Raw genomic sequence first — 26884 nt, forward strand, 5'->3', positions numbered from 1 at the left:
CTGCCGCAACCCTATCGCCGCGGGAGTGCTGCCGGACGGTGGTGCGGCAGCGGGCCGAGGTTCACCGCAGCAGCGGCCAGAACTCCTCGAAGGCCTCGGCGGTGCCGGGCGCCTCGAAGGACTGCGCCGTGAACAGTGCCGCTGACTTCCCCGTGAGCGGGTTGGTGTAGCCGATGGTCCCCAGACCGCCGGCCCAGCCGATCGAGCCGTCGGGCCGGACCTCCACGTGGAACCCGTAACCGCAACCGGTCTCGAGCAGACCCGCCGCGGTCTCGCGTTGCCCGGCGGTGAGCTGGTCGCTGCCCAGCTGGATCACCGAGCCCCGGCTCAGCACCGGGGCGCCGTGCGACAGCGCTGACAGGAACCGCAGGTAGTCGCGCACCGTCGAGACGAGTCCGCAGGCGAGGGACTCGAACCGCGGTGCGGTCCGGAAGACGTCGTCGGGCAGGTTCAGGGCCTCGAGATTCCCGTCGGCGTCGGCACCGTAGCTGGTCGGCATCCGCGCCGGGTCACCGATGAAACCGGTCTCGGACATCCCGAGCGGACCGAGGACGTACTCGTCGAGGAGTTCCGAGACTGGCCGACCGGTGGCGCGCGCGAGGAGGACCCCAATCACGTCGCTGCTGTTGTGGTAGCGCCAGTGCCGCCCCGGCTGGTCAGCCAGCGGCAGCTCGCCGAGCCTGCGCAGGTACTCGTCGTGGCTCATCGGCGGCGGGTAGGGGCCGGGCGAGATCCGTCGCTCGTCCATCGCGGCGGACAGCGGGCCGTTCTCGTTGATCCAGCCGAACCCGGGCGTCATCGTGAGCAGGTGGCGAAGGGTTATGGGCCGCTCGGCCGTCACCACCTCGTCGAGCGGTCCGTCGGGGCGCGTCAGGACGCTGGGATGTGCGAGTTCGGGGAGGTGTTCGTCGACGGGTGCGTCCAGCGCGAGCACTCCGAGCTCGACCAGCCGCATCGCCAGCACGCCGCCGATGGGCTTGGTGTTGGAGCTGAGGGGGAACTGGGCGTCCTCGCCCATCGCCGGGCCGCCCAGTGCCGACGCGCCCCCGGCGACGACGCGGGTCCGGCCATCCGCTGCGAGCCCGAGGACGTAGCCGACCACCCTGCCCTCGGCGACGAGTCGGTCGAGGGCTGCTGCGACTTGCTCGATTCCGGTCATGGCTCCAACCCTATGGGCAGGTGGTCGCAACCACGGGTGACTGCCGCCACGTCGCGCGCGCAGGTGGCGGCGCGGCAGGTCTCACAACTCCGTGACGGTGCCCTCCACCACCCGCCAGTGCCTGTCGGTCCTCACCGTGGCGAGCATCCTGCGGTCGTGGGTCACCAGCAGCAGCGTCCCGTCGTAGGACTCGAGCGCCTGTTCCAGCTGCTCGATGGCGGGCAGGTCGAGGTGGTTGGTCGGCTCGTCGAGCACCAGCAGGTTGACGCCGCGCGCCTGCAGCAGCGCCAGCGCCGCCCGGGTGCGCTCGCCGGGTGACAACTCGTCCACGGGACGGTTGACGTGGTCGGCCCTCAGCCCGAACTTGGCCAGCAGGGTCCGCACCTCTCCCGACGCGAGCTCAGGGATCAGTGCCTCGAAGGCCGCGGCGAGCGGCTGGGCGCCGGCCAGCAGTGAACGGGCCTGGTCGATCTCCCCGACGCGCACGCTCGCGCCCACGCTGGCGGTGCCCTCGTCGGGCAACTGTTGGCCCAGGAGTGCACGTAGCAGCGTCGACTTCCCGGCGCCGTTCGGTCCGGTGATGCCGATCCGCTCGCCCGCGTTCACCTGCAACGACACGGGTCCGAGGGTGAACGTGCCCTGCCGCAGGACCGCCGCGCCGAGGGTGGAGACCACGGTGCTGGAGCGCGGCGCCGCACCGATGGTGAACTCGAGTTGCCACTCCTTGCGAGGTTCGTCGACCTCCTCCAGACGGGCGATCCGGCTCTCCATCTGGCGCACCTTCTGGGCCTGCTTCTCGCTGGACTCGGTGGCGGCCCGGCGTCGGATCTTGTCGTTGTCGGGCGCCTTCCGCATGGCGTTGCGCACTCCCTGGCTGGACCACTCGCGCTGGGTCCTGGCACGGGCGACGAGGTCGGCCTTCTTCTCAGCGAACTCGTCGTACTTCTCCCGTTGCTGGCGACGCAGGGTGGCGCGCTCCTCGAGGTAGGCGTCGTATCCGCCGCCATAGACGCGGTTGGAACCCTGTGCCAGGTCCAGCTCAAGCACCCGCGTCACGCAGCGGGCGAGGAACTCGCGGTCGTGGCTGACGAGCACCACCCCGCCGCGGAGGCCCTGCACGAAGGCCTCCAGCCGTTCGAGGCCGTCCAGATCGAGGTCATTGGTGGGCTCGTCCAGCAGGACGATGTCGAAGCGGGACAACAGCAGGGCGGCGAGCCCGACGCGGGCGGCCTGCCCGCCGGAGAGTGCGGTCATCAGGGCCTGGTTGGCCGACGCACCGCCCAGGTCCAGCCCCAGGTCGGCGAGCACGGCGGGCAGGCGGTCCTCGAGGTCGGCCGCACCGCTCGCCAGCCAGCGCTCCAGCGCCGAGGAGTACACCTCGGCGGGGTCGCCGTCGGCGCTCGGCGACGTGTCGGCGAGGGCTGCCGCTGCGGCGTCGAGGTCCCTGCTCGCCCCGGCGCACCCCGTGCGGCGGGCGATGTAGTCCGCGACCGTCTCGCCGTCGATGCGCTCGTGTTCCTGTGGCAGCCACCCCACGAAGGCGTCGGACGGTGAGAGCATGACGGTACCCGCCAAGGGTTCGGCCATGCCTGCAAGCAGCCGCAGCAGGGTGGACTTCCCCGCACCGTTGGCCCCCACCACCCCGACGACGTCCCCGGGGGCGACTGTGAGGTCCAGTGAGTCGAACAGGGTGCGGTGGCCGTACCCGCCTGCCAGGCCCTGGGCCACGAGAGTTGCGGTCATCCCCTCATTCTCCCATCCTCCGGCCGTGAACCTGCTCCCACGTAGCCTTGGACGATGAGCACAGGACACGACAGCGAGAAGCACGAGAGCAACAAGAACACCGCATTCCTGCCGTTGGGGATCACCTTCCTCGCCGTCGGGACGAGCATGGCCCTGACCCAGGACAGCTGGGTCATCGGGTTGCCCTTCCTCGCGGTCGGCGCCACATTCCTCGTGCTCGCGCTGCAGAAGCGTGGCCAGGGCAACGACGAGCCGCTCGGAGACGGCAGCTGAACATGACGGAATCCAGCGAGCCGGAACTGCTCGTCGTCACGGACAGCGCCGCCTGGCGAGTCTGGCTCGACGAGAACGAGGACGCCTCCGACGGCGAGTGGCTGCTGCTCGCGAAGAAGGGAACCACCTCCCCGACTTCTCTCACCTACGCGCAGGCCCTCCAGGAGGCGCTCTGCAGCGGCTGGATCGACGGCCAGTCCAACAGGATCGACGACGCCACCTACCGGCAGCGCTTCACACCGCGCCGCACGCGCTCCCTGTGGTCCCTGCGCAACATCGACCACGCCGAGCGCCTGGTGCGCGAGGGCCGGATGCGGCCGCGCGGGCACTCCGAGATCGAACGGGCCAAGTCCGACGGCCGCTGGGAGCGCGCATACCCCGGGCAGGCAGACGCCGTGGCCCCCGAGGACCTGACAGCCGCGCTCGAGGCCGTGCCCGCGGCGCGCGAGCGGTTCGGGGCACTTACGCGACAGGAGCGCTTCGCCGTGCTCCACCAGGTCCTGACGGCACCCAACGACGCGACGCGGGCGCGCCGGATCGCCAAGTGGGTCAAGAAGCTCTCACAGGAGGAACAACCATGAACGACAGCTCCGAACACGCCAGGAAGCACGCCGCCGGGATCGCCCGGCTGGCGATGGCCAAGGGCCTCACCATCGGTGCGGCCGAGTCACTGACCTCGGGCGCGATCGCCTCGGCCCTGGGAGAGGCCGAGGAGGCCTCCTCCTGGTTCCGCGGCGCCGTGGTGGCCTACTCCTCGCAGGTGAAGTTCGACGTGCTCGGCGTCGCGCCCGGTCCCGTGGTCACGGCGGAGTGCGCCGCGCAGATGGCTCGCGGAGCGCGAGAACTGCTTGGAGCGGACTGGGCCGTCGCGGTGACGGGCGCGGGCGGACCGGGCACCGAGGAGGGGCAACCCCCGGGGACGGTCTACTTCGCGGTGGCGGGACCCGATGGGGCACAGGTGCAGCACCGGCTCCTCCACGGCGATCCGGGCGATGTCGTCGTCGAGACCGTGGAGCGGGCGCTGGAGATGCTGCTGGGCGAGTTGTAGGGCCCACAACCCGCCCACTGCGTCGACGCGGCGTCGCTAGAGCAGGTCGGGTGTCTTCGGCGACTCGGGCGAGTCCGGGGAATCGGGGCTCGGCGGGGAGTCCGGTAGGTCTGCAGGGCCGGGGTTGCCCGGTTCCACTGGAACATCAGGCGGTACGGGATTGCCCGGGGTGGCTTCCGTGTGGCCCGTCGGGTGCTGCGTCATGGCTTGCCTCCTGGCTGTAGGGCCCCGGGCCAGGACGACTTCGTCGCCGGCCCGGTTGCGCTCGGTGGAACCACCGTACTCCCGTGGGTGGACCGAGGTGCGGCTTCCGGTGGTTTCCTCCGGTCGCCGGACAGTTGATTCCGCCTCCCCGTGATCTCCTGGGGGCGTAGCGTCGGATCAGGCGCCGATACCCGGCGCGCACGACACCGAAGGGCGGTTACAAGATGGCTGACAAAGGCCTGGAACACCTGTTTTTCGACACCCTGCGCGACATTCACTACGCGGAGAAGCACATCCTGAAGACGCTCCCCCAGCTTGAGTCCAACGCTGCCTCCGACGAGTTGAAGGCCGCCTTCAGGACACACACCAAGGAGACCGAGGGCCAGATCCAACGGCTCGAGAAGGTCTTCGCACTGATCGGCCGCCCGGCGACGTCGAAGCGCTGCGAGGCCATCGACGGCATCCTCGCGGAGGGTGACGGCGTCCTGGAGGACTACAAGGGCACCACTGCACTGGACGCCGGTCTGATCTCGTCGGCCCAGGCGGTGGAGCACTACGAGATCACCCGCTACGGCACCCTGCGCCGGTGGGCGAAGATGCTCACCATCGGCGACGCCTACGACCTCCTCACCGAGAGTCTCGAGGAGGAGAGCCGCACCGACGAACTCCTCACCAAGATCGCGGACGCCGAGGCGAACGCGCGCGCCGCGAAGGTCCCCAAGGAGGACTGAGGTCGCCGATCCGTCGCCCCGGGCCGTCCCGCACGGTCCGGGGCGACGCGGTTCCCATCGAGTCCCGGTAAAGTACTCCCCATGCCCCCGTCCCCGGCCTACCGGCGTCCTGCACGCGCACTGGTCTGTGCTGCGACGGTGCGGCCGTTCCTGAGCACGGGACGCCACCCGGGGACCAACGGCTGGGACAGCTCCTGGGGGACCAACGCCCACGGCGAGATCGCAGGATGTCCACCGCCGGCACGCTGAGACGCATCCGCTCCACCGCGGGTGCACGTCCACCCTGTCGACCCGCCCATTGAGAGCAACGCACATGTCCCAGTCCCGCCGTTCCCCCCGCGCCCGCATCCTGCCCCACGAGCTCTGGCGCGGCATCCACGAAACCGCCCGCAGTGACGCCTTCGGCGGCATCCTGCTGCTGGTGGCCACTGTCGCCGCCCTCGTCCTGGCCAACTCCCCGGCCGCCGGCTGGTACGAGGCCCTGCGGGACTTCCGCTTCGGGTTCTCTGAACTCCACCTGGAGCTGAGCGTCGGAAGCTGGGCTGCCGACGGGCTGCTCGCCATCTTCTTCTTCGTCGTCGGCCTGGAGCTCAAGGAGGAGTTCGTCGCGGGCAAGCTGCGTGATCCCCGCAAGGCCGCCCTTCCCATCGCCGCCGCCGTGGGCGGCGTCGTCGTCCCCGCGGTCATCTTCCTCGCGGTCAACGCTGCCTCCGGGCCCGAGGTGATGCGCGGCTGGGCCATCCCCACCGCTACCGACATCGCCTTCGCCGTGGCGGTGCTGGCGGTCGTGGGGCGCTTCCTCCCACCGGCGCTGCGCGTCTTCCTGCTGACGCTGGCCATCGTCGACGACCTGATCGCCATCACCATCATCGCCCTCGCCTACACCGAGAGCATCGAGGTCCAGTGGCTGCTGCTCGCGCTGTTGCCGCTGGGCCTGTTCGCGCTCGCCGTGCAGCGTGGGATCCGGGCCTGGTGGCTGCTGGTGCCGCTGGCATTCGTCACGTGGGCCCTGGTGCACGCCTCGGGTGTGCACGCCACGGTGGCCGGCGTGGTGCTCGGGTTCACCGTCCCCGTCGTGGCCACCGCCAGGGCAAAGGTGCAGGTCAGGACCGACCCCGACGGCTCTCCCGTCTACGACGGCCTGGCCGCCCACTTCGCCGACCGTTGGGGGCTGGTTGCGACCCTGTTCGCGGTCCCGGTCTTCGCCTTCTTCTCCGCGGGCGTGGCCATCGGAGGGCTCGACGGCCTGCGCTCGGCCCTGGCCGACCCGGTCACGGTCGGCATCATGGCCGGTCTCGTCCTCGGCAAGCCGATCGGCATCCTCGGCGTGACCTTCGCCCTGACCCGGCTCCCCTCCCTCGCTCTCGACCGGTCGCTGCGCTGGCCCGACCTGGTGGGGATGTCGTTCGTCGCCGGCATCGGTTTCACGGTCTCGTTGCTGGTCGGGGAACTCGCCTTCGTCGGTACGCAGATCCCGATGGCGCACGTGAAGATCGGCGTGCTGGCGGGCTCCCTCCTGGCCGCGCTCGTCGGTGGTGCGCTCCTGGCCGGCAGGAACCGGCGCGCCCGGGGCACCGCCGAGCACGTCGGCTAGCGCGTCCCCGGTACCGTTGCTGACGTGCCCCCTCGCCGCAGGTTCCCGACGAAGCAGTCAGCAGCCGCCCGCGGCCGCTACGCGAAGCGGCGCCAGCGTCGGCTCCAGCGCGTCGACAACGACCTGACGGCGGCGCAGTGGGCCGCCCTGCTCGAGGCGTGGGGCGCCTGCGCGTACTGCCAAGGGGTGGGGCCCGCGCTGCAGCGCGACTGCGTGATGCCGGTCTCGCGCGGCGGTCGCTACACCCTGGAGAACGTGGTCCCGGCGTGCCCGTCCTGCAATGCGAGCAAGCACAACAGCGAGGTCACCGAGTGGCTCCGCCGCAAGAAGCTCGACGAGAGCACGTTCCTGATCCGGCACGCGACGATCCTGCGGTCCCTGCTCCCGGCGGCCGGCGCGGGACCGGAGCCGGAGTAGGCCGCCGGCGGTCCCGAGGCCTGTCACGGATCCCGCCTGGCCGGTGTCGGAGATGGTGAGGGCACCCGGGTGAGGTGCCCCGGGAAGGCATCGAGATGACCACCACAGTGCGCCTCAGTCGCTTTGGTCCTGCAGCTCCCGGTACCAGGCCAACCTGCGGCCGAGGGAGAGACCCCGCAGCGGATCCAGGACCTCCGCGCCGGACTGCAACAGCGCCGGACGGAGGGCCTCCACGTAGGTCCTGCCCGCATGGATCTCGACGACAGTGCCCGGCAGCGGCCCCCAGCGCTGCTCAAGCTGGGCGGCCACGCGGAGTCCGAGGGCGCGCCGGGACGAGACGTCCTGGTCGGCGAGGCAGAGGCTGTAGGGCTCCAGCCACTGGTCCGGGGCAACGAGGCCGTGCTCCGCGGTGACCACGTACCAGTCGAGTCCGGTGGCCTCGGCGTGGGCCCGCATCTTGTGGAAGTAGTCCGACGTGAACAGGTCCTTGGCGAGTGCGGGTTCGCTGCTGCGGCTCTTCACGCAGCCGACCAGCAGCAGGTCGGGGTCGCCAACGTCAGCCCCGGTCCGTGGCCTCGACATGCGTCGCTCGTTCCTCGCGGCGCTACTCGACCGACGCGGGTTCAGCCGGTTGAGTGGGTCGCGCGGCTGTGCCGATCGGCCGTCCGGGGGTGTTGCTCCACTGCGACCAGGACCCCGGGTACAGCGCCGCACGCAACCCGGCGGACTCCATCGCCGCGACCGCGTGTGCGGCGTTCACCCCGGAGCCGCAGTAGGCGGCGACGGGGCGGCGGCCGTCGACCCCGAGCCCGCCCAGGAGGTCCCGGATCTCCTCCGGCGTGCGGAACGTGCCGTCGGGGCCAAGCAGGTCGAGGTTGGGCGCGTTGACGGCCCCGGGGATGTGGCCGGCGACGGGGTCCATGGGTTCCACCTCGCCTCGGTACCGCTCGGGGGCACGGACGTCCAGGAGGATGCCGCCGCCTGGGAGTGCGGCGGCCTCGTCGATGTCGACCACCGGCATGTGTCCCCAGCCCAGCCGCACGTTGCCCGGCTCGGGCTCGACGGTTCCGGACTCCACCGCTCCGCCGACGGCCCGCCAGGCCGCGAGTCCGCCGTCGAGGATGCGCACGTCGGCCATCCCGGCGTGGCGCAGCAGCCACCAGGCGCGAGCGGCGGCGACGCCGGTGTCGGCGTCGTGGACGACGACGGTGTCGCCGTCGTCCAGACCCCAGCGGCGCGCCGCCTGCTGCAGTTGTTCCGGTGTGGGCAGCGGGTGGCGTCCCTCGCCCGGTTCGCCGTGCGAGGAGAGTTCGTTCTCGAGATCGACGTGGATCGCTCCCGGCAGGTGGGCGCGTTCGTGCTCCGCGCGGCCGTCCGGCTGGGCGAGCGACCAGCGCACGTCGAGGATCTTGGGCGCGTCGCCCGAGCTGGTCATGGCGAGCAGTTCCGTGGCGGAGATGATGGGGTGCACGTCAGCCGATGCTACCGGCCCCGGGGTGCCCAGAGCCTCAGGCCAAAGGGGCGTCAGGGCAGGGCCACCTTCGGCTTGGCCCACGAGCGGCCGCGGGTGTCCTTCAGGATGTCGTATTCCACCTCGACGTGCGGCTCGATGGCGCTGTACTTGTCGTTCGGGGCGCCGATGACCAGCTGGAACCCGAGGCCCCGCCAGGCGCCGATGGCGCGGCGGGTGAAGTGGGCGTCGGCCTTGATGAGCGCCTCGTCGAGGAACACCGGGGCGTAGCGGGGGCGCTCCGAGCCGGGGTCTCCCAGCTGGTAGCGCAGCGCGGCGCCGACGATGAAGGCGATCAGCTCCTGCGACTCGCCGCCGGACTTCTCGCCGATGTGGTCGTAGAGGGAGACGTGCTCGCCCGAGCTCGCCCGTACGCGCTCGGCCGACACGCGGACGTGGTTGCGCACGTCGACGAGGTCGGCAAAGTCGGGGGCGGAGCGGCGCAGCCTGTTGATGAGCCTCGCCATCCGGTGGTAGACCGACTCGCGCTCCTCGTCGGTGCTCGCGGCCTCGATCAGGCCTCGAACTTCGCGCAGTTCCTTGCGGAAGCGCTGCCGCACCGCCGACTGGTTCTCGCGGGTCATGATCTGCAGGCGGTGGTGGTCGTCGTAGAACGGCAGGTCGGCCATGATCTGGTTGATCGGCTCGATCCGCTCGCGGATCTCCCGCAGCGCCCGGCCCAGGGTGGAGTCGAGGTTGGTGAGGTCGTTGCCGGAGAGCTTGAGCAGCGAGTCGCGCCACTCCTTCTCCAGCTCGTGCAGGCCGCTGGCCTCCAAGTCCTCGAGGATGCGCTCGAAGTCTCCCACCGAGTTGTCGGGGTCGGGGAGCAGGTTCGGGTTGGGCCAGCGGTCCAGGAACGTGGTGAGCGTCCGCCGAAGGGTTTCGCGCTGTTCCACGAGGGTCTCCTGGGCGGCGGCGCGGTCGGCGTCGAGCCGCTGCGAAGCCATGGCCAGCGCGGCGTCGAAGCGTGCGAGGTCCTCCGACGGCCGCTCCCCCCGCTGCTCGTCCGGGACTGCGAACTGGGCGTCGAGGTAGGCAGCCTGCTGCTCACCGAGCTCCCGCTCCTGCTCCTCGGCCTCCTCGAGGATGGCACCGGCCTCGTCGACCTCGTCCATCACCCTGGCCCAGTGCTCCTGGACGGCGTCGCGGTTCTCCATGGCGCGGCCGATGTCCTGGTTGAGCGCGCTCATCCTGGCTCGGGCCTTCTTGATCTGGGCCTGGATGCTGGCGATCCTGGGGTTGCCCTGGGTGACCTCGTCGATGACACCCAGCCAGCGGTCGCGCTGGGCCTCCACGCCGTCGACGTCCACCTGCTCCCAGCCGAAGGCCAACACGCCCTGGTAGGCGGTTCGCTGGTCGTCGAGTGCGTCCAGGGCGGCCTCGGCCCTGTCAACTGCCTCGATCGCGTCCAGCAGCCTGACGCGCGCGTCCTGGATGTGGGCGGCGAGGTCGGCGAGGCGGCGCTGGTTGGAGAAGCCGAGGACGTTGGCGCGGCCCTGTCCGCCGTGGGCGCCGCGGTTGCCCTGCGAGACCTGGCCGGTGATGGTCAGGGCCTTGCGATGCCGGTTCAGCTCCCCGGGGTTGTCGACGCACACGAACTCGAATCGCTCCTCGAGCCGCTCCTGGAGCCACCCGGTGAACTTGGTCCGCCGGAAGTCGAGCCTGCCGGGCAGGATCCTGTCGTCGCGCAGCTCGCGGATGGTCATGCCGGTGGGCACGCCCTCGTAGTTGAGGCGCACGGGCACCCGGGTGGCGTTGATCGCCGCCCGGAATCCTGCGACGTCCTCGGCGTCGATCAGCAGTGTGGTTGCGAAGCCGCCGAGAGCCAGGTTGAACGCCTCGCGCCAGGGCTCGAACTCGGTGCGGACCTCGATGAGCTCACCGACGAAGGGCAGGTCCTCGGCGCTGAGCCCGGCGGCCCTGGCCAGGACCTCGCGGGCGCGGTGCAGGTGTTCGGGCACGTTGTCGCGGCGCCCCTCGGCCTGGCGGTGCTCCGCCTGCAGTTCGGCGACCTCCGCCTCGAGTCGCCCCCTCGCCGCCATGGCTGCCGCGTAGGCGTCTCGGGCGCTGGCCTTCGCGTCGACGTCGTGGAGGCTGACCCGGGCACGCTCGGCCAGCGCGTTGAACTGCTTGGCGCTGCGGACGTCGGCCTGCAGCACCTCGAGGGAGCGCTCGAGCTTGTCCCGGTTCCCCTGCACCTGCTCGAGGCGGCGCTCGGCCTCCCGGAGCTCGCGCTGGGCGGTCTCGAGCCGGTCCCCACCGGAGGCGCGCAGCACGTCGGTCAGGCCGTCACGCTCGTCCTCCGCGGCGCGGGCGAGGGCTTCCTTCTCGGCCACTGCCGCGTCGGCGGCCTGCTTGCGGTCACGCAGTTCGGTCTCCACCTCGCGCAGCAGGTCCAGGCGACGCCCGGCCCGCCACAGGCTGGCCAGTGACGAAGGGTCACTGAACTGCCCCACCTCGTCGATGACCCGCAGCCGCTCGGCGGCTGCCGCCATCCGGGTGCGCAGGTCCCGGACGGGCTCGAGGGTCGAGACCTGCTTGCGGGCTGTCAGCATCCGCTCGCGGGTGCTCTCCAGACCGTCGAAGTGCTCGACGACGGCGTCGGCGGCCGCGAGCGTCTCGGGCTCCTCGAGCACCATTCGCTTGTAGAGCTCGTCGACGGTGGTGATCTGCTGCCCCGCCTGGATCCGGGCGAGCAGGCTCATGGCCTTGGTCCCGGCTCCCGCCGCACCGATGCCCAGCACCGAGTGCAGGCGTGCGGAGAACTCACGATCGGTGGGAACCGTGTCCAGGCCGGTGGCACGGACGGCGGAATCCGTCAGGCGGCGGCCCGCGGCCTGCTCGAGGGCCAACAGGTCGAAGGGGCCGTCGACGGTGGCGCGCACCCTCACGGTGTCCTCCAGGACGCGGGCCGAGGCCGGGATGTACCAGGCCCGCACGGCAGTGAAACGGGAGCCGTCGTGGTCCGCCCAGGTCATGGCGATCGCGGTCCAGGTGTCTGCACCGTCGCCGCGCAGCACGCGGGTCCTGGTGGTGCCGGTCTCGGTGCGAGCCTCGTCGAGCTTGCCCCGGCCGTAGGAGAGGATGTTGCGCTGGTCGGTGCCGCGGGGCCTGCCGACGACGCCGCCGTTGGACGCGCCGTTGAAGGGGGTGGTGTGCGGCATCATCAGGGCGATGTAGGCGTCCATCAGGGTGGACTTGCCGGATCCCGAACCACCGCACAGCAGCGTCGAGGTGGGTGAGAAGCGCACCCGGTGGGGGCCGTCGTAGCCGCCCCAGTTCACCAGCTGCAGTTCCTCGGCGACCCACTGCTGCCCGCGGGAGGCGGCAGGGATGAGCCCGAACAGGGTGTCAAGCATCGTCACAGCAGGTTCTCCTGGTACTCGTTCGCGTCGTCGTCGGTGGTTCCGGCCTCGCCGGTCGCCTCCCCGTCGGTGACGTCGCTCTCCTGCGGGTCGGCGAGGTCGACCACGCCGGTCTCCTCGTCCTCGTCGTCGGCGTCGTCCGCGTGGGCGAGGTCGGCGTCGCTCACCCCGGAGCCGCGTGCCGTCTGCTCGCGCAACCACGCGCTGAGCTCGAGCAGGCGCTCGGAGCTGAGGACGATCTCCACCAGTGGGCTGATCCGGTACCGGCCCTCCGACTCCTCGTCGATGATGCCCTCCTTGCGGAGGCGGGCCAAGGCGTTGCGGATGTGGGTCTGGCGGCGCAGGACGTCGCCGTCGGACTCCGCGAAGTAGGTGAGCACGGTCTGCTCCACGTCCTCGACGTCGACGCGGGCGGCGCGCTCACCGGCCGTCGACTCGCGCTGGTAGATGGTGCGCAGGTGCACCAGCACGAGGGTCTCCGCGCGGGTGTAGGCCTCATCCTTGAGCAGGATCGGGACCTCGAGCTCGTCGGAGCGGACCTGCTTCTTGTAGGCCACGCCGCGGTCGTGGTCGACGACGAGGCGCACGTACAGGTCGTTGAGGCGGGACTCGATCACCTGCTGGTTGTCGACCAGCGTCTTCCAGTCATCCCGGTGGCGCTCGCGCTGGAGGAAGCGGCGCTGCAGGAGCCGCACGAGGGCTCGGCGAACGTCGTGGTCGAGGACACCGCGGTCGCCGGCGAACAGCTCGTCGGGGTCGTCCTCCATGGCTACGGGTCGGATGAAGGGCCCGTCGGCACCCTCGTCGGTGGACGCGTCTGCGGTCGTGGTGTCAGTCAAGGGGGTCCTCCCTGGTGGTGCGCGCGGTGACGGCGCCGAAGGCGAAGCGTCGGGTGGTGCCGTCGGGGCGGACGGCACGGGCGACCGAGACGTCGTCGGACTCGGTCATGCCGTTGCGGTGGGCGATCTCGAGCAGCCCGAGGAGGTCGACGGGGCGGCGGGTACCGGCGGGGGCGTCCTCGAAGGCGGACCCCAGGTCGAAGCTCTCCCCCAGCCCGGCGAGGTGGGCCTCGAGTTCCCGGTAGTGGGGGCCTCCCCAGTTCCTGGTGTCCGTGTCCACGAATTCGACGTCGTCGGCGTCGCCCAGCGGTGCGGGGGCGCCCGGTGGCCGGATGTCGCTGACGGACTGGCGCAGGTGGCCGGCGTCGGCGACGGGGAAGCTGCGCAGGGGGTCGACCGGGTCGTTGCCGCGTCCCCCGTTGCCCATCCAGGCCTGCAGGCCCGCCATGACGTCGCGCAGGAGGTCATCGACCTGGCGGTCCCGGACCGGGTCGTGGGTGCGGACCTGCGCCGTGATCACCTGGGAGGCCCGACGCTGCGCGGTCAGGACCTCCTGCACGCCCTGCTCCACGCGGCGGCCGATGGCCCGGAGCTCGCCCCGTTGCTCGGCATCGAGCAGTTGGGCGAACGGCTGCACAAGGACGGAGTGGAGCTGGGTGGCGAGCTGGTCGATGTGCTCCGGGCTTCCGATCAGGCGCAGGGCACCCGCGAAGGCCCGACCCTCGGGGGTGGCCTCCATGACGTGCTGGCCGCGCTGGAGGTACTCCCGCAGCACCTCGCCGGTGGGGCGGATGTCCTGCCGGAGGTCGGAGACGACGTCGCGCTGCATCGCCTTGATGGACTCGGCGACGCGCGCGAAGTCGGCGGGCAGTTCCCGGGCGAGGTGGAGGACGTTCTCCGACTCCTCGATGAGTTGCTCGTCGTCGACGGGTTCGGGCACCCCGCCCGCCAGGAGTCGGTCGATCTCGGAGTCGAGGGCAGCGCGCTCGGCCTGCAGCCGGGCCAGGCGGGCTGCGGGATCGGTCTCGGCGTCGTTGGCGAGCCGCTCGACGGCGTCGAGGAGCGTGCGGACGCGGGAGCTGGAGACCCGGGCCCCTCCCCCGCTCGTGCGGCCGGCGATCTCGAGCGCGCCGACTGCGTGGGCCGAGAGCCGGTAGACCTCGGCCTCGCCGTCGATCTGGCGCACGAGCCAGCCGAGCCTGACCCACTGGCCGCAGACCTCACGGGCAGAACCGGTGGGGAGCCTGTGCTCGTCGTCGTCGAACCCGGCGGCACGGAGCTGCTCGATGGCCTCCCCGATCTCGGCGTGGGCGTCCGCGATCGTCACAGCCGGCCGATCCGCGGTGAACACCATCGACAGTGCCGTGACCACGAAGGGGGCCTGACGGCCGTGGAGGAGTTCGAGCGTGGGGTTCCTGAACGCTGCGACGGAACGACGATAGGCGGCTTCGGCGCGGCTGTTCGTCATTCGTCCAAGACTAGTGGGAGCCCGCTCGGGTCCTCCAATTGGCGGCCAGCGCGAACCAGCGCGCGACGACGCTGTCGTTCGATCCCGGACATCGGCCGAGGCAGGAGCGGCGCCCTCGCGGCCCGGCCCCGACCCGACACGCCGCACGGATTCAGGGCAGGGGTGGCCGGCCCCCTCCGCGGCGATTTGGTGCGGCGTGTCGGGTCGACGGCGAGCCGGGATGGCGCATCTGGTGCGCCGCAATCCGCTCGTGACAATGCGAAGAAACCCTTCTCCCGCGGTCGCGGAGGCAGGGTTCTGATCCAACCAACTGTGGAGCTAAGGGGATTCGAACCCCTGGCCTCTTCCATGCCATGGAAGCGCGCTACCAACTGCGCCATAGCCCCAGTCACCCGCTCGTGGAGTGGGCTCGGTAATGCTAGCGCATGGTTGTCCGCCACCGCCAACTGGAGCTGTGGGCCCGCCGGCCCGGCATGCGACCCGTCAGCACCACTTGTGGGCGATGGTCCTGACCACGTTGAAGTTGCGGTTGGTGGAGGTCCCGATCCTCCGCGCGACGGCCGCCGGCACCGCGGCGCCCGGTTGGGCATCCGGGCCGAGCAGGACGTGGATCGCCCGGCCACGGGCCACGATCCGATTGTCCCCGCTGCTGAGGGCCTCGGCCGCGCGGGCATCGGCGGGAGGCATTCCGTCGCGCAGCAGCTCGACGTAGTGCCTGGTCATCCCCTCGTTCCCGGCAGCCACCTCCGCGCCGACGCGGACGATCTCGGCGAACTCCGAAGGCCGGAACACGATGGTCGGTACCTCGAACCCGCGATCGGCCAGAAAGGCCCGCTCGAGCGCCTCCTCGATCCGACGGATCGAGCGCATCGACGTGTTGAGACGGACGTTGCCGGTGTTGATGTGGGTCTCGGCTTCGGTGAAACCGGCCTCGCCGACGACGCGCAGGATGTCGGCCTTCGGGAACTTGCGGTTCCTCCCCAGGTTGATCGCCCTCAGGAACGCGAGGTGGGTCGCCATGTTGCCGGCTACTGCGGGGCGACGTTGTGGCCGATGATCCAGGCGTTGCCGTCGGCGGCGATCCCCAGCTCGGTCCAGTGGGCGTTGGACAGTCCACCGAGGATGCGGGACTCCGCCCTGATCCCCACCAGGTGCTGGGCTATCTGGGACAGCATGAAGCCGTGGCCGACGACGAGCACGTCGTGGCCCTCGTGGCGCTGGATGATCTCCGTCAGTGCGGGCATTGCCCGCTCCACCATCTCGGCGATCGTCTCCCCCTCCGGGGAACGGCGGAAGTCCTTGCCCTCCCAGTAGAGGCGCGCGAAGTCGGGGAACTCCGCCTCCACCTCTGCGCGGGTCTTGCCGCTCCAGGAGCCCATGTGGATCTCCTGGAGGCGTGGGTCGACCACCACGGGCAGGTCGAGGTCCTTGGCGACGGTCTCGGCCGTGACGCGAGCGCGGGCGAGGTCCGAGGAGTAGACGGCCCGGAAGTCGCGCTTGCCGAGGGTGCGGGCGGCCGCGTGCGCCTGCTCGATCCCCACGTCGTCGAGGTGGACGTCGTGCTGCCCCTGCATGCGGTCGGTGTGGTTCCACTCGGTGCGGCCGTGGCGCAGCAGGACGAGTCGCGTCAGATTCACCATCGCGTCACCAGTTGTCGAGCTCGTCCTCGAACGGGTCGGTCTCCGGCTGCTCCGGCAGGTCGATCCCCAGCTCGATCTGCGGGCAGTCCTTCCAGAGCCGCTCCAGGTTGTACAGCGAGCGCTCCTCGGTGTGCTGCACGTGGACCACGAAGTCGATGTAGTCCAACAGGACCCATCGGTTCTCGCGGTCCCCCTCGCGGCGGACCGGCTTGACGCCGTCCTTGAGGAGGGCCTCCTCCACCCCGTCGACGACGGCGCCCACCTGGCGCTCGTTCCGGGCGGAGGCGATGATGAACACGTCCGTGATCGCCAACTGCTCGCTGACGTCGAACGCGACGATGTTGGTGGCGAGCTTGTCGGCCGCCGCCTGGGCCGCGGCCCGGACGGGAGTGAGGACTTCTTCGGATATCGGCAAGGGCTTCTCCTATGCGTCTGGGTCAGCGGCGAGCCTGTACAGGCCGCGCTTCTGGATGTACTGGACGATACCGTCGGGGACGAGGTACCAGATGGGTTCCCGCTCCTCGACGCGCGCGCGGCAGTCCGTCGAGGAGATCGCCAGCGCGGGCACCTCGAGCAGGGTCACGCGATCGCCGGGGAGGTGTTTTATGTCGTCGACCGTCATCGGGACGCCCGGCCGGGTGACCCCGACGAACTGTGCCAGGTCGAACAGCTCGTCCGCCCCGCGCCAGGTCAGGATCTGCCGCACGGCGTCGGCACCGGTGATGAAGTACAGGTCGGTGTTCGGGCCCCGCTCCTCGCGCAGGTCCTTCAAGGTGTCGACCGTGTAGGTGTTGCCGGGCCGGTCGATGTCCACCCGAGAGACGGAGAACCGCGGGTTGGACGCCGTCGCGATCACCGTCATCAGGTAGCGGTCCTCGGCGGCCGAGACGTCGCGGTTGGCCTTCTGCCACGGGATTCCGGTGGGTACGAACACCACCTCGTCGAGATCGAACTTGGCGGCCACCTCGCTGGCGGCCACGAGGTGCCCGTGGTGGATGGGGTCGAAGGTTCCACCCATCACGCCGAGGCGGTACCGCTCCCCAGAGTGCAGGCGGTCGCGCCGCAGCTGCGTACTGGTCACTTCGTGTTGGGCCGGCCCGAACCCATGCCGGTGACCCAGATGAGCAGCCCCATGGCGACGGCGAACACGATGATGCCGGCGGCGATGCTGGGCAGCCCGGCGGCACCGGTGGTTTCCAAGAGTGTTGCAAGCATGAAGGGGATCTTAGCGGTTCGGGTCGGGATCAGGCGCGCACTTGGCCGTCGCCCTCGATGATGTACTTCGTCGAGGTCATCTCGGGCAGCGCCATCGGGCCACGGGCGTGCAGCTTCTGCGTCGAGATGCCGATCTCAGCCCCGAACCCGAACTCGCCGCCGTCGACGAAGCGGCTGGACGCGTTGACCAGGACCGCCGCGGCGTCCACCTCGGCGACGAACCGGTCGGCGGCCGCCCTGTCCGAGGTGACGATGGTCTCCGAGTGGCCGGTGCTGTAGGTGCGGATGTGCTCCAGCGCCTCGTCGAGGGAGTCGACCACCTTCGCCGACAGGTCCATGCTGAGCCACTCGCCGGTGAAGTCCTCGAGCTTGACGGGCAGCACGTCGTCGGAGGCGCGGACGAAGGCCTCGTCGCCGTGGATCGTCACGTCGTGCTCGCCGAGCGCGGCCAGCGCCTTGGGCAGGAAGGCCTCGGCGACGTCCCGGTGCACCAGCAGCGTCTCCAGGGCGTTGCAGACGCTGCAGCGCTGGGTCTTGGCGTTGACCATGATGTCCACGGCCATGTCGAGGTCGGCGGAGGCGTCGACGAACAGATGGGTGTTCCCGGTGCCGGTCTCGATCACGGGCACCTTCGAGCCGTCCACGACCGCCTGGATCAGGCCCGCCCCGCCGCGCGGGATCAGGACGTCCACGAGGCCTCGGGCCTGCATCATCTCGGTGGTGACCTCGCGGCCACCCTCCACGAGGTTGACCGCATCGGGGTTGATCCCGACGCCCTCGAGCCCGGCGCGCAGTGCGGCGACGGCGGCCTTGTTGGTGTTGAAGGCGGAACTGGATCCCCTCAGCAGCGCCGCGTTCCCGGACTTGAGCGCGATGCCGGCGGCGTCGGCGGTGACGTTGGGCCGGGCCTCGTAGATGATGCCCACCACACCGAAGGGAACACGCACCTGGGTGACCCTGACCCCGTTGGGCAGGCGCCAGCCACGCACCACGTCGCCCACCGGGTCCGGCAGCGCGGCGAGGTCCCGCAGGCCCTGCACCATGCCGGACACCCGGCCGGGGTCGAGGCTGAGGCGATCAACGATGGACTCGGGCGTACCGTTCCCGCGGGCGGTGGCGACGTCGATGGCGTTCGCCTCGAGCAGGCTCGGTTCCGCGGCGGCAAGGGAGTCGGCCATCGCGTGGAGGGCGGCGTCCTTGGTGGCGCGGTTGAGGCTGACCAGTTCGATGCTCGCTGCGCGCGCGGCGCGGGCCTGGGTGTTGAAGTCCATGGCGCGAAGTCTAGGCGACGGCCTCGATGCCACCGGGGGCCATCTCGACCACCGCCGCGACGGGGCCCGCGGTTCCCCGGAGGCGACGCTGCAGGTAGTAGGCGACGTTGAGGGTGCACAGCACCAGCATCACCGTGGCGGTCACCATCATGGCGCGTTCGGTCACCCCGAACGCCCAGACCACCCAGCACACCTGGCAGACCATCATCACCAGCAGCGTCGGCACCGAGATGCCGGAGAGGTCGGGCGAGCGGCGCATGAACTGGAACTGGCTGAACTGGGCGTAGGCCGACGGCAGCGACATCACCAGGCCGAACACCACCGCACCCAGCCAGAGGTCGAGCCCGAACAGCAGCACCCCCGAGACGGCCGGCAGCCAGAGGCTGCGCAGGAAGCTGGTGCCGCGGTCCCGTGCGATGAACCACAGGATGGCCACTGCGAGGGAGGCGCACACGAGGTTGGGGACCTGCATCTGGACGGCGCCCACCCAGAACGCGTGAGCCGCCCATGCGGCGGTGGTGCCGGCCGTGATCTGCCACATCAGCACCGACAGCCCGGCGGAGACGCCGGTGCGCCAGAGCCGCACCAGTTGCGGGACGGCCGCGGACATGCCGAAGCCGGCAGCTATCCAACCGAGGATGTCGAACACAAGCACAGCGGTCCTTAGGGTGAGTGCCCGCGGGTCGGCGATGGCCGGACACCCGCTGCGCCCAATACTAGGCCGTCGGTTGTACAGCGCCAACATTGTCCCGGCGGCTTGCCGCCCGGAACAGGCTGATGAGCATCGAGACCAGGATGATGGCCCACACCGCGAGCGCCACCCAGAGGAACCGGCCGCCGATCCAGCCCACGATGGGAAGGTCGTCCGCCCTGCCGAGGTAGATCCCCGCCACCGCGTACATGCCGAGCGGGAAGACCATGCTCCACATCGCGGCTTCATAGCGCAGCGGCACCTTGTGGATCAGGTGACGCCAGATCCCGATGCCGATCAGCGCCGGGATCAGCCACGTCGCGAACGCCCAGAACACCACCGCCGCGGCTGCCACCGGGGCCCGCATCACGCTGACCATGGCGGTGTCGCTCATCTCCACGATCCGGGAGCCGGCGAGCACCGTGATGGCGCCGGCACCCATGGTCACCCAGTAGGGCGGCCCCATCTGCTCGACCGGGATGCCGCGTGTCAGGACGCGGATGATCAACGCGCACCCGATGACCGCGTACAGGATGACGCCGATCCCCCAGGAGAGCACGGCCATGATCGACAACCCGTTGCCGAACTCCCCCGCCGAAGGCTCCAGCGACGCTGCCAGCACCGCCACCGACTGGCTGGCGACCGACCAGATGAACCACGTGCCATTGAGCCCCGCGAGGATGTCGTCGCCCTGGTTCTTGCTGACCACCAGTCCCGGGATGACGTAGCCGAGCACCAGCCACGCGAGGAATGAGACCACCAGGAGCACGTACGGGACCATAGGCACTCCGGCCGCCGCCAGCCGCGCTCCCAGGACGTTCGTCCCGGCCACGAAGGTGAAGAAGGAGAAGCCGTTGCGCGGCCCCGAGAAATCCGCGACGACGTCGCGCGGGAACCCGACGGCGCGCCACACCGTGAGGACGAGCAGCACCGCGTAGGCCACCGTGGCGATCGCCAGCAGGAGGTTCGACGAAGCATGGAAGCCCTCGAGTTCGAGACCGAGCGAGATGATGCCGGTCGCCATCACCAGCGCGAAGTACCCGGGCGGGAGCCGGCGCACCGCCGAGACCAGAAGGGGTTCCTGCGCTGAAGTCACACCAGCGAGGGTAGCGAGGTCGAATCCCCCGCCGCAGCGTCAGAGCAAGATCAGGCGGTCCCTGTGGATCACGGCACGGGTCTGGTCACTCGGGCCGGTCAGCTCGGCGGACCCGTAGGCCACGAACCCGCGCGCGAACGGCAGTCCGTCCGGCCCCACCACGGCCACCGGATCACCTTCGTTGAACGCGCCCTCCACCCGCACCACCCCCGCCGCGAGGAGGGACGCGTGGGTGTTCCGCAGCGCGCGGACCGCGCCCTCGTCGACGTGCAGCGAGCCCCGGGTCCGCGCCGCGTGGGCCAGCCACAGCAGGCGACGCGGGCGGCGCTTGCCGATGGGCGTGAAGTGCGTGCCCACCTCCTCGCCCGCGAGGATCCTGGGCAGCTGGTCGGCGTGGCCGAGGATGACCTGGATGCCGGCCTGAGAGGCGATCTTCGCCGCCTCTAGCTTGGTGCGCATGCCACCGGTGCCGACCTTGGAACCGACCCGGGAGGTGTCGACGGCGAGCCGCTCCACGTCGGCCACCTCGGTGATCAGTTCGCTGCCCGGCTCGCTGGGGTGCGCGGTGTAGAGCCCGTCGACGTCGGTGAGCAGCACCAGCGCGTCCGCGCGCACCAGGTGCGCCACCAGCGCTGCGAGCCGGTCGTTGTCCCCGAACCGGATCTCGTGGGTCGCGGTGGTGTCGTTCTCGTTGATGACGGGCACCACACCCAGCCGGAACAGTCGCGAGATGGTGTTCAGCGCGTTGCGGTACGTCGTGCGGCGCAGCACGTCGTCGACGGTCAGCAGCAGCTGGGCCACCAGCACGTCGTGCCTGGCGAACGCCTGCCGGTACTCCTGGACGAGGATCCCCTGCCCGACGGCGGCTGCCGCCTGCTGGGTCTCGAGGTCTCCCGGGCGCTTGTCGAGTCCCAGCGGCGCCAGGCCGGCCGCGATGGCGCCGGAGGTGACCAGCACCACACGGCAGCCGTTGTGGTGCAGTGCGGAGAGCTCGGCCGCGAGCGTCTCCACCCGTTCGACGTCGAAGTTCCCGTCGGGCGTGGTCAGCGAGGACGAGCCGACCTTCACCACCAACCGAGAGGCGTTCCTGACCTCACTCCTCATCTTCGGCGGCCTTGCGGGCGTGGTACTCGGCGTCGATCCGACGGCGCCTGGTCACGGCGGGACGTTCCTCCTCCAGCCTGGCGTCCTCGCCACGACGGGACAGGATCTCCGCGCCGATGTCCACCTGCGGGGCGAAGTCGAACACGACGGCGTCCTCGCCGCCGATGGCGACGGCGTCACCGGGTCTGGCTCCGATGCGCAGCAGCTCGTTCTCGACGCCGAGGCGGTTGAGCCGGTCGGCCAGGTAGCCGACGGCCTCGGGATTGTTGAAGTCGGTCTGACGGATCCAGCGCTCGGGCTTGGTGCCGCGCACCCGCCACAGGAAGCCGCCCTCGCCGTCGCCCTTCTTGACGATGGTGAACTCGGGCTCCTTGGCGACGCGGCCGACGGCCTTGGGTCGCAGTACGGGGCGCTCCTCGACGGGTTCGGGCAGGGATGCCCGCCGCGCCTCGACGATCTTGGCCATGGTGAACTTCAGCTCGTTCAGGCCCTCGCCGGTCTTGGTGGAGATCTCGAAGACCCTGTGGCCGTGCTTCTCCAGCTCCGCCCGGGCCATCTCGGCCAGCACGGGGGCGTCGGGCAGGTCCATCTTGTTGAGCGCGACCAGCCGGACGCGGTCCTCCAGCCCGCCGTGGGCGGCGAGCTCGGCCTCGATGACCTCGAGGTCCGCGACCGGGTCGCGGCCGGGCTCGTAGGTCCCGAGGTCGATGACGTGGACGATGGCCTGGCAGCGCTCGATGTGGCGCAGGAAGTCGAAGCCCAGCCCCTTGCCCATTGAGGCGCCCTCGATCAGGCCGGGGACGTCGGCGACGGTGTAGGTGACATCGCCCGCGACGACAACGCCCAGGTTGGGCACCAGGGTCGTGAACGGGTAGTCGGCGATCTTGGGCCGGGCCCGCGAGATGGCGGCGACCAGTGAGGACTTGCCGGCCGAGGGGAACCCGACGAGGCCGACGTCGGCGACCACCTTGAGCTCGAGCTGCAACAGGCGTTCTTCGCCCTCCTCGCCGAGCAGCGCGAAACCGGGGGCCTTGCGGGAGGACGACGCCAGTGCGGCGTTGCCGAGTCCACCGTGGCCGCCCGCCGCCGCGACGAACTCCTCACCCTCGGCGGTGAGGTCCGCGAGCACCGTACCGGTCTCGGCGTCGGTGATGAGCGTGCCCGGCGGCACGGTCAGGACGATGTCCTCCCCGTTGGCGCCGTGCTGGTTGTCCCCCTTGCCTGGCTGCCCGTTGGTGGCACGCCGGACGGACTGGCGGTGGTACTCCACGAGCGTGGTGACGGCCTCGTCCACGCGGAACGTGACGGAGCCGCCGCGGCCACCGTTGCCACCGTCGGGACCCCCGAGGGGCTTGAACTTCTCACGCCGGACCGAGGCGCAACCGTGCCCGCCGTTGCCGGCCTGCACGGTCAGCTTGACTCTGTCGACGAACGACGGGATGGCCATGGGTTCCTCCTGGGAAGTCTTGCGGCACAACGCTACCGCGTCCGCCGCAAATGAAAGGAGAGGCAGCCATCAGGCTGCCCCTCCCGGTAAAGCTGTTCGGTTGTGCTCAGGCCTCGGCCGGAGCGATGTTGACGACGCGACGTCCACGCTTGACGCCGAACTCAACGGCGCCGGGAACCAGCGCGAAGAGGGTGTCGTCCTTGCCACGGCCGACGCCGGTGCCCGGGTGGAAGTGGGTGCCGCGCTGGCGCACGATGATCTCGCCCGCGCCGACGACCTGTCCGCCGAAGCGCTTCACGCCGAGACGCTGTGCGTTCGAGTCGCGACCGTTACGAGTAGAGCCAACGCCCTTCTTGGATGCCATCTCAGCTACCTCAGCTCTCGATGCCGGTGATCTTCACCTGGGTGTACCGCTGGCGGTGACCCTGGCGCTTCTTGTAACCGGTCTTGTTCTTGTACTTGATGATCCGGATCTTCGGACCCTTGGACTGGCCGACGACTTCGGCGGTCACAGAGACCTTGCCGAGGTCCTTGGCTGCAGAGGTGATGGAGTCCCCATCCACCAGCAGCAGGGGCTGCAGGTTGACGGTACCGCCGACCTCTTCGGACACCAGATCGATGTCCAGGATGTCGCCAACAGCAACCTTGTGCTGGCGTCCGCCGTTGCGCACGATCGCGTACACGCCTGACCTACCTTCTCAGCTCATATGACTTCATGAATCAGCGTCCCCTGGTGAGGACCGATTTCGTCTTTGGCACAGGCCGCACGCGGTAACCGCGGAGCCAAAAGCACCGATGGACAACTTTACGTGGTGGGACCCACCGGGTCAAACCGGGAGCGGCCGGAAGCCGCCCCCGGCAGACCGGGTCTTTCAGTTCGAGTGGCTCCCGTTGCCGGAGCCGCCGTTGGAGCCACCCCCGTTGGAGCCGCCGCCGTTGCCGCCGTTGCCGCCGCGGCGACGCCCGCTGCGACCGCCACGGCCGCGGCCACCGCGATCGCCGCCGTCGGCCTGCTCCTGGGAGTCCACCGGCTCGTCGAAGCGCACATAGCCCGAACCGTGGCAGTGCTCGCACTCCTCGGTGAAGGCCTCGGCGAGGCCGGTGCCGATGCGCTTGCGGGTGAGCTGCACCAGGCCGAGGCTGGTGACCTCCGCCACCTGGTGCCGGGTGCGGTCGCGTCCAAGGCACTCCACGAGGCGGCGCAGCAGCAGGTCCCGGTTGCTGGGCAGCACCATGTCGATGAAGTCGATCACGATGATGCCGCCGAGGTCACGCAGGCGCAGCTGGCGCACGATCTCCTCGGCCGCCTCCAGGTTGTTGGAGGTGACGGTGGCCTCGAGGTTGCCGCCGCTGCCGGTGAAGCGGCCGGTGTTGACGTCGATGACGGTCATGGCCTCGGTGCGGTCGATCACGAGGGATCCGCCGGAGGGCAGGTAGACCTTGCGGTCCAGCGCCTTGGCGATCTGCTCGTCGATCCGGAACTCGGTGAAGACGTCCTTGCCGTCGTCGGAGGGCGTGTACTTCTCGAGGCGCTCCGCGAGGTGCGGCGCGACGTGGGAGACGTAGCTCTCGATCGCGTCGTACTGGTCCTCGGGACCGCCGTTGCCCTGGACGATGAGCTTGCCGAAGTCCTCCGTGAACAGGTCGCGCACGATGCGCAGGGTGAGGTCGGGTTCGCTGTAGAGGGCCTGCGGGGCCTTGCCCTGCTTGACCTTCTTCTCGATGATCTCCCACTGGGCCTTGAGGCGGTTGACGTCGCGGACCAGCTCCTCCGAGCTGGCGCCCTCGGCGGCGGTGCGCACGATCACGGACTCGTCGTCGGAGATCAACTCACCCAGGATCTCACGCAGGCGCGAGCGCTCGGCGTCGGGGAGCTTGCGGGAGATGCCGGACAGGTGGCCGCCCGGCGAGTAGACGATGTAACGGCCCGGCAGCGAGATGTGGCCGGTGAGGCGGGCACCCTTCGCGCCGACGGGGTCCTTCGTGACCTGCACGAGGACGCTCTGGCCGGACTTGAAGACCTTCTCCACCTTGCGGTTCTCGGCGGAGACGCCGAACGAGGCCCAGTCCACCTCGCCCGCGTAGATGACGGCGTTGCGGCCGCGACCGATGTCGATGAATGCCGCCTCCATGCTGGGCAGGACGTTCTGCACGCGACCCAGGTAGACGTTGCCGATCAGCGACGTGGCCGAGGCGCGGTCGACGTAGTGCTCGACGAGGATCCCGTCCTCGACGACAGCGAGCTGGGTGTACTCGTCGCCCTGTCGGATCACGAGCTTGCGGTCCACCGCCTCGCGGCGGGCCAGGAACTCAGCCTCGCTCAGGATCGGCGCGCGACGGCGCCCGGCGGCACGGTTCTCCTTGCGGCGCTGGCGCTTGGCCTCCATGCGCGTGGAGCCCTCGATGCCGGTGATCTCGTCGTTGGAGGTGCCCCCCTCCTTGCTGTCACTGCGGCCCCCGCGGCGGCGACGGCGGCGGCGACGCGTCGTGCCGTCGCCATCCGAGCTGTCGTCGGTGTCCCCGCGCTCGCCCGAGTCGGAGTCGTCGTCGGAGGAGGTGTCGGTCTCCGAATCGGTTCCGGACTCGGAACCGCCCGACTCCTCCGAGCCTGACTCCGGGTCGTCGGAATCGCCACGGGCACCCCCGCGGCGGCGACGACGGCCTCCGCGGCGACGACGGCGACGCGAGGGCCGCCCGTCCTCACCTGCTTCGTCGTCGCTGTCCGAGTCGTCGTCGGAGGACTCGTCGTCCGAGTCGTCCTCGTCGGGGTCCTCCTCGTCCGTCTCGTCCTCGTCCTCGTCGGACTCGTCGTCGGTGTCTGCCTCGGCGGCCGCGATCGCGCCGGCGAGCTCGTCGAGCACACCCTGGCGGTCCTCGGCTGCGATGTTGAACGGGTCGCTCACGAGCGCCTTGCGGGCCAGTGCGGCCTCCTCAGCCATCCGCAGCGCTGCGCCGATGGAGTCCTCCTCGACGTCCTCCTCCTCGACCTCCGCCGCGGGCTCGGGGGCTGGCGCGGCGGCGCGGCTGGATCGGCGACGGCGCGTTGCCGGCTTCTCCTCGCGCTCCTCCTGCTTGTCCTCGGGCGCCTCGACCTGCGTGTGCCTGGCCTTCGACTCGGCGGCGGCAAGGTCCAGGGCGGCTGCGATGGGGTCGGCTGCGGGCTCCTGCGGCGCGGACTCCTCGACCGGCTCGGCCGGGGCGGCGGCGCGGGTGTCGCGGCGACGGCGGGTGGCGGGCTTCTTGTCCTCGACGGCGGGCTCGGACTGCACGTCCGCGTGCGCCTTCTCGAGCGCGGAGGCGATCGGGTCGACCTCGAGCTCGCGCTGCGCGGGCGAGGCCTGCTCGACGGGCTCGGCCGGGGCGGCGGCGCGGGTGGCGCGACGGCGGCGGGTGGCGGGCTTCTTCTCGGCGGCGTTCTCGGACGCGGGGGGCTGCGTCGGATCCTCCGGCGCGGACTCCTTGGGGGGCTCGGGCACTGCGGCCGCGGCCTCGGCGGTCTCGGCGGCCATCTCGACGATGGGGTCGGCGGCGGCGGTGTCACGGCTGGCGCGACGACGGCGGGTGGCCGGCTTCTTCACGGGCTGGGAGGCATCCGCTGCATCGGCAGGCTGCTCGGGCGCGGTTGCGCCAGCGCTCGCCTTCGCTGCTGCCGGGGCCTCGGACTGCGTCTCGACGGCGGCAGCCTCTCCTGCGGGGCGCGTGGCGCGGCGACGCCTGGGAGCGGTCTGGGTGGTGGCCGGCGTCTCGGCCGGGGCGTCGGTGGGGGCGACAGTGGCCGCGGCGGCGGTGGTCGTCTGCGGCACCTGGAATGGTGCGGCGACCTCCGGGGGCGGCCCGGCCGGGCGCGATGCCGCACGGCGGCGGCGGGTGGTGGGCTGGTTCTGGGGCGATTCGGCTTCTGTTGTGTTGCCGTTCTCGTTCTCGACCATCAGGCTCCTCATGCGCAGGGTGCGCGGAAGTGGGCGCAGCCGAGGCTGCAGAAACCCAAGTTCAACGGTCTACGGGGACCAGCTCAGGAGCAGCCGCGGTCGAATTCTTCGTCGCGGTACAGACTCGAGCGGCCTCCGGC

The 26884-nt window shown here is 70.6% G+C and carries 27 protein-coding genes and 1 tRNA gene; 7 read left to right on the top strand and 21 right to left on the bottom strand.

What is annotated here, in order from left to right:
• Positions 1–61: 61 nt before the first annotated feature.
• Positions 62–1159, bottom strand: coding sequence for a serine hydrolase domain-containing protein (locus FOJ82_RS01475; RefSeq protein ID WP_143936683.1), 1098 nt, complete (start codon positions 1157–1159; stop codon positions 62–64).
• A gap of 81 nt (positions 1160–1240) precedes the next feature.
• Entirely contained in the window at positions 1241–2902 is a 1662-nt protein-coding gene (locus tag FOJ82_RS01480) for an ABC-F family ATP-binding cassette domain-containing protein (protein ID WP_143936684.1), read from the bottom strand.
• A 54-nt stretch (positions 2903–2956) separates the two neighbouring features.
• Here FOJ82_RS01480 and FOJ82_RS01485 point away from each other — a divergent pair, with 54 nt between their 5' ends.
• The 7 genes from FOJ82_RS01485 to FOJ82_RS01510 all read left to right on the top strand — a co-directional run bounded on the left by FOJ82_RS01485 (position 2957) and on the right by FOJ82_RS01510 (position 7169).
• Positions 2957–3175: a hypothetical protein gene (locus FOJ82_RS01485; protein WP_143936685.1), complete on the top strand. Its 219-nt coding sequence runs from the start codon at positions 2957–2959 to the stop codon at positions 3173–3175.
• 2 nt (positions 3176–3177) lie between these two features.
• Entirely contained in the window at positions 3178–3756 is a 579-nt protein-coding gene (locus FOJ82_RS01490; RefSeq protein ID WP_143936686.1) for a YdeI/OmpD-associated family protein, read from the top strand.
• Entirely contained in the window at positions 3753–4223 is a 471-nt protein-coding gene (locus tag FOJ82_RS01495) for a CinA family protein (RefSeq protein ID WP_143936687.1), read from the top strand. Before FOJ82_RS01490 ends, FOJ82_RS01495 begins: the two co-directional genes overlap by 4 nt.
• A 428-nt stretch (positions 4224–4651) precedes the next feature.
• Entirely contained in the window at positions 4652–5158 is a 507-nt protein-coding gene (locus FOJ82_RS01500) for a YciE/YciF ferroxidase family protein (RefSeq protein WP_143936688.1), read from the top strand.
• A gap of 81 nt (positions 5159–5239) precedes the next feature.
• Positions 5240–5407 (top strand): hypothetical protein, encoded by a 168-nt coding sequence (locus FOJ82_RS16095; protein WP_185975573.1) that lies wholly within the window; start codon positions 5240–5242, stop codon positions 5405–5407.
• 64 nt (positions 5408–5471) lie between these two features.
• A complete protein-coding gene (gene nhaA / locus FOJ82_RS01505) occupies positions 5472–6752 on the top strand; it encodes a Na+/H+ antiporter NhaA (RefSeq protein WP_143936689.1) in 1281 nt (426 codons plus the stop codon).
• 24 nt (positions 6753–6776) lie between these two features.
• Positions 6777–7169, top strand: a complete 393-nt coding sequence (locus tag FOJ82_RS01510; protein WP_143936690.1) for an HNH endonuclease — start codon at positions 6777–6779, stop codon at positions 7167–7169.
• 114 nt (positions 7170–7283) lie between these two features.
• On the opposite strand, the gene FOJ82_RS01515 is transcribed toward FOJ82_RS01510, so the two are convergent.
• The 19 genes from FOJ82_RS01515 to FOJ82_RS01600 form a co-directional block, all read right to left on the bottom strand.
• Positions 7284–7751 carry a DUF6884 domain-containing protein gene (locus FOJ82_RS01515; protein WP_143936691.1) on the bottom strand — a complete coding sequence of 156 codons (468 nt, stop codon included), beginning with the start codon at positions 7749–7751 and terminating at the stop codon, positions 7284–7286.
• 22 nt (positions 7752–7773) lie between these two features.
• Positions 7774–8640, bottom strand: coding sequence for a sulfurtransferase (locus FOJ82_RS01520; RefSeq protein ID WP_221932987.1), 867 nt, complete (start codon positions 8638–8640; stop codon positions 7774–7776).
• A gap of 53 nt (positions 8641–8693) precedes the next feature.
• The gene (locus tag FOJ82_RS01525) at positions 8694–12038 is read right to left on the bottom strand and encodes an ATP-binding protein (protein ID WP_246099760.1); all 3345 of its coding nucleotides are present in this window, start codon (positions 12036–12038) and stop codon (positions 8694–8696) included.
• A gap of 2 nt (positions 12039–12040) precedes the next feature.
• A complete protein-coding gene (locus FOJ82_RS01530) occupies positions 12041–12883 on the bottom strand; it encodes a DUF4194 domain-containing protein (protein ID WP_246099684.1) in 843 nt (280 codons plus the stop codon).
• Positions 12876–14351, bottom strand: a complete 1476-nt coding sequence (locus tag FOJ82_RS01535) for a DUF3375 domain-containing protein (RefSeq protein ID WP_143936693.1) — start codon at positions 14349–14351, stop codon at positions 12876–12878. Before FOJ82_RS01535 ends, FOJ82_RS01530 begins: the two co-directional genes overlap by 8 nt.
• A 313-nt stretch (positions 14352–14664) precedes the next feature.
• A tRNA-Ala gene (locus FOJ82_RS01540) sits at positions 14665–14737 on the bottom strand.
• A 97-nt stretch (positions 14738–14834) separates the two neighbouring features.
• Positions 14835–15371 (bottom strand): DUF1697 domain-containing protein, encoded by a 537-nt coding sequence (locus tag FOJ82_RS01545; protein ID WP_143936694.1) that lies wholly within the window; start codon positions 15369–15371, stop codon positions 14835–14837.
• An 8-nt stretch (positions 15372–15379) separates the two neighbouring features.
• Positions 15380–15991, bottom strand: a complete 612-nt coding sequence (locus FOJ82_RS01550) for a histidine phosphatase family protein (protein WP_143936695.1) — start codon at positions 15989–15991, stop codon at positions 15380–15382.
• Between the two features lie 4 nt (positions 15992–15995).
• Positions 15996–16406 carry a ribosome silencing factor gene (gene rsfS / locus FOJ82_RS01555; RefSeq protein WP_143936696.1) on the bottom strand — a complete coding sequence of 137 codons (411 nt, stop codon included), beginning with the start codon at positions 16404–16406 and terminating at the stop codon, positions 15996–15998.
• 9 nt (positions 16407–16415) lie between these two features.
• On the bottom strand, positions 16416–17072 hold the full coding sequence (gene nadD, locus FOJ82_RS01560) for a nicotinate-nucleotide adenylyltransferase (protein WP_246099686.1): 657 nt from the start codon (positions 17070–17072) through the stop codon (positions 16416–16418).
• The gene (locus tag FOJ82_RS16100) at positions 17069–17206 is read right to left on the bottom strand and encodes a hypothetical protein (protein ID WP_185975574.1); all 138 of its coding nucleotides are present in this window, start codon (positions 17204–17206) and stop codon (positions 17069–17071) included. The genes nadD and FOJ82_RS16100 overlap by 4 nt, the downstream gene beginning before the upstream one ends.
• A gap of 29 nt (positions 17207–17235) precedes the next feature.
• Entirely contained in the window at positions 17236–18477 is a 1242-nt protein-coding gene (locus FOJ82_RS01565; protein WP_143936698.1) for a glutamate-5-semialdehyde dehydrogenase, read from the bottom strand.
• A 10-nt stretch (positions 18478–18487) separates the two neighbouring features.
• A complete protein-coding gene (locus tag FOJ82_RS01570; protein WP_143936699.1) occupies positions 18488–19132 on the bottom strand; it encodes a hypothetical protein in 645 nt (214 codons plus the stop codon).
• Between the two features lie 61 nt (positions 19133–19193).
• A complete protein-coding gene (locus FOJ82_RS01575; protein ID WP_246099688.1) occupies positions 19194–20264 on the bottom strand; it encodes a tellurite resistance/C4-dicarboxylate transporter family protein in 1071 nt (356 codons plus the stop codon).
• Positions 20265–20303: 39 nt separating this feature from the next.
• Positions 20304–21368, bottom strand: coding sequence for a glutamate 5-kinase (proB, locus tag FOJ82_RS01580; protein WP_143936700.1), 1065 nt, complete (start codon positions 21366–21368; stop codon positions 20304–20306).
• Positions 21358–22815, bottom strand: coding sequence for a GTPase ObgE (obgE, locus tag FOJ82_RS01585; RefSeq protein WP_143936701.1), 1458 nt, complete (start codon positions 22813–22815; stop codon positions 21358–21360). Before obgE ends, proB begins: the two co-directional genes overlap by 11 nt.
• Before the next feature lie 106 nt (positions 22816–22921).
• Positions 22922–23179 carry a 50S ribosomal protein L27 gene (rpmA, locus tag FOJ82_RS01590; RefSeq protein ID WP_143936702.1) on the bottom strand — a complete coding sequence of 86 codons (258 nt, stop codon included), beginning with the start codon at positions 23177–23179 and terminating at the stop codon, positions 22922–22924.
• Between the two features lie 10 nt (positions 23180–23189).
• The gene (rplU, locus tag FOJ82_RS01595; protein WP_143936703.1) at positions 23190–23498 is read right to left on the bottom strand and encodes a 50S ribosomal protein L21; all 309 of its coding nucleotides are present in this window, start codon (positions 23496–23498) and stop codon (positions 23190–23192) included.
• A gap of 189 nt (positions 23499–23687) precedes the next feature.
• Positions 23688–26756: an Rne/Rng family ribonuclease gene (locus FOJ82_RS01600; RefSeq protein ID WP_246099690.1), complete on the bottom strand. Its 3069-nt coding sequence runs from the start codon at positions 26754–26756 to the stop codon at positions 23688–23690.
• Between the last annotated feature and the right edge of the window lie 128 nt (positions 26757–26884).

The sequence above is a fragment of the Tessaracoccus rhinocerotis genome, from assembly GCF_007197885.1.
Classification (GTDB): Bacteria; Actinomycetota; Actinomycetes; order Propionibacteriales; family Propionibacteriaceae; genus Arachnia; species Arachnia rhinocerotis.

Excerpts from the sequence above, each read along its gene's own strand:
- obgE (WP_143936701.1), bottom strand. The coding sequence starts at position 22,815 with ATGGCCATCCCGTCGTTCGTCGACAGAGTCAAGCTGACCGTGCAGGCC.
- nhaA (WP_143936689.1), top strand. The coding sequence starts at position 5,472 with ATGTCCCAGTCCCGCCGTTCCCCCCGCGCCCGCATCCTGCCCCACGAG.
- FOJ82_RS01525 (WP_246099760.1), bottom strand. The coding sequence starts at position 12,038 with ATGCTTGACACCCTGTTCGGGCTCATCCCTGCCGCCTCCCGCGGGCAG.
- FOJ82_RS01495 (WP_143936687.1), top strand. The coding sequence starts at position 3,753 with ATGAACGACAGCTCCGAACACGCCAGGAAGCACGCCGCCGGGATCGCC.
- FOJ82_RS01480 (WP_143936684.1), bottom strand. The coding sequence starts at position 2,902 with ATGACCGCAACTCTCGTGGCCCAGGGCCTGGCAGGCGGGTACGGCCAC.
- FOJ82_RS01515 (WP_143936691.1), bottom strand. The coding sequence starts at position 7,751 with ATGTCGAGGCCACGGACCGGGGCTGACGTTGGCGACCCCGACCTGCTG.
- FOJ82_RS01565 (WP_143936698.1), bottom strand. The coding sequence starts at position 18,477 with ATGGACTTCAACACCCAGGCCCGCGCCGCGCGCGCAGCGAGCATCGAA.
- FOJ82_RS01485 (WP_143936685.1), top strand. The coding sequence starts at position 2,957 with ATGAGCACAGGACACGACAGCGAGAAGCACGAGAGCAACAAGAACACC.
- proB (WP_143936700.1), bottom strand. The coding sequence starts at position 21,368 with ATGAGGAGTGAGGTCAGGAACGCCTCTCGGTTGGTGGTGAAGGTCGGC.
- FOJ82_RS16100 (WP_185975574.1), bottom strand. The coding sequence starts at position 17,206 with ATGCTTGCAACACTCTTGGAAACCACCGGTGCCGCCGGGCTGCCCAGC.
- FOJ82_RS01475 (WP_143936683.1), bottom strand. The coding sequence starts at position 1,159 with ATGACCGGAATCGAGCAAGTCGCAGCAGCCCTCGACCGACTCGTCGCC.
- FOJ82_RS01545 (WP_143936694.1), bottom strand. The coding sequence starts at position 15,371 with ATGGCGACCCACCTCGCGTTCCTGAGGGCGATCAACCTGGGGAGGAAC.
- FOJ82_RS01600 (WP_246099690.1), bottom strand. The coding sequence starts at position 26,756 with ATGAGGAGCCTGATGGTCGAGAACGAGAACGGCAACACAACAGAAGCC.
- FOJ82_RS16095 (WP_185975573.1), top strand. The coding sequence starts at position 5,240 with ATGCCCCCGTCCCCGGCCTACCGGCGTCCTGCACGCGCACTGGTCTGT.
- FOJ82_RS01550 (WP_143936695.1), bottom strand. The coding sequence starts at position 15,991 with ATGGTGAATCTGACGCGACTCGTCCTGCTGCGCCACGGCCGCACCGAG.
- rpmA (WP_143936702.1), bottom strand. The coding sequence starts at position 23,179 with ATGGCATCCAAGAAGGGCGTTGGCTCTACTCGTAACGGTCGCGACTCG.
- FOJ82_RS01500 (WP_143936688.1), top strand. The coding sequence starts at position 4,652 with ATGGCTGACAAAGGCCTGGAACACCTGTTTTTCGACACCCTGCGCGAC.
- FOJ82_RS01490 (WP_143936686.1), top strand. The coding sequence starts at position 3,178 with ATGACGGAATCCAGCGAGCCGGAACTGCTCGTCGTCACGGACAGCGCC.
- FOJ82_RS01535 (WP_143936693.1), bottom strand. The coding sequence starts at position 14,351 with ATGACGAACAGCCGCGCCGAAGCCGCCTATCGTCGTTCCGTCGCAGCG.